The sequence below is a fragment of the Pseudomonas sp. Pse1 genome, assembly GCF_024519635.1.
Taxonomy (GTDB): Bacteria; Pseudomonadota; Gammaproteobacteria; order Pseudomonadales; family Pseudomonadaceae; genus Aquipseudomonas.
The window spans coordinates 1-1,527 of record NZ_JALJRO010000053.1; the positions used below are offsets into that span (position 1 = coordinate 1).

A 1,527-nucleotide genomic window follows, 5' to 3' on the forward strand; every position below is an offset into this window, starting at 1 on the left:
GCGTCCACTGCTGTGCATTCCAATGCTTTCAACTTCCTCAGTTTCGTACAACCCGGGGTTGATCCACGCACCGGGCAATATACGGTCAACTTGTCTTTACCCGAAATAAAATGCAACGACCTCAGCGGCCCGGTGTTGCCCTTGAAACTGGGCTTCAACCCCCTCAATACCTTGAACACCGGCTTCGGTCTCGGTTGGGAACTCCAGCTCTCGCAATACGACCCCGGCACCCAAGTCCTGGCATTGTCCAGCGGCGAGACCTTCAAGGTCACCAACATGGTCGGTAACCGCCTGGAGATGCAAGAGCAGAAAATCAAAAGTTTCTTCTTTTACGAGGACGCCCCAGGGCTGTATCGGGTGGTGCACAAGTCCGGCATGACCGAAATGCTGCGGCTCGAGGGTCGCCTGGCGCTGCCTGAAACCCTTTACAGCGCCGAAGGCTACAAGATCAATCTGGCGTACCTGCCTTACGGCTCCGGCCTGCGCCGCTTGCACACCGTCACCGACGGCCAGGGCGTGGTGCTTGTGCAAGTCAATCTGCCGCAACCCGGTCACAGCGAAATCGAATTGCTCCTGCGCCCCGACGGCAGCCCGGGCGGCGCGTTGGCGCGCATTGTAATGAAACTGCGTAATAGTGGGCCGGGCGATGAAGTGTATGAAGTGGTGTTGCCTACTGAGGAGCAGGCGTCCTGGCGCTTCAAATACCAAACCGTGAATGGCCTGCATTGCATCACTGAGGTCAAGACGCCGGTCGGCGGCCACGAAACCATCGAGTACGCCGGTACCGGCCATGGTTTTCCGGGCAATGCGCGAGCACCGTTGCCACGGGTCTTCAAACACATCAGTCACCCCGGCTTTGGCCAGCCGCCGCAGGAAGTGCGCTACAGCTACGACAACAGCAACCTGCCGGGCAGCAGCTTCAACTTCATCGGCAACGGCTCCAGCATCAGTTGGACCGACGACGGCCTGGACAACCTCTACAAGATCACCGAGCGTTATCGCTACGGCACCACCGAAACCCACTACGCCGGCGGTGTGGCGGTGCGCAGCATCGAGCGCACCTTCAACCGCTTTCACCTGCTGACCGAGGAAAAGACCACCCAGGGTGACAAGGTGCATCAGGTGTTCACCACCTATTACGCCGATGACAATCTCGACGCGCCATTCAGCAACCAAAGCCCGCAGTGCCAGTTGGCCAAAATCGTGGAAACCCGCTGGAGCGTTGGCAGCACTGCGCGCTCGGAAAAGGTGCTGACCAGTTTCGACACCCACGGCAACCTTACCGAGCAGGTGCAGGCCAACGGCATCAAGGAAACCTACAGCTACTTCCCAGTTGGCGGAGTGCCCGGTGAATGTCCGCCCGACCCGGGCGGTTTCGTGCGGTCGCTGCGAGAGAAAACAGTGACCCCGGCCACTGGACAACAAGCCGGTGCGCCGGTGTTGCGCACCCGTCACCGTTACGCCCTGATGCCACCGCTCAGGGGCTCTGTCAGCAACGACTGGCTGGTGCTGACCGAAGAGGCTCTG

General features: G+C 59.9%; 1 pseudogene. It reads left to right on the forward strand.

Annotated elements, in window-relative coordinates:
* Window positions 1-141: 141 nt before the first annotated feature.
* Window positions 142-1,527 (forward strand): annotated as a pseudogene (locus NR126_RS28295) (sugar-binding protein); the annotation flags it as partial.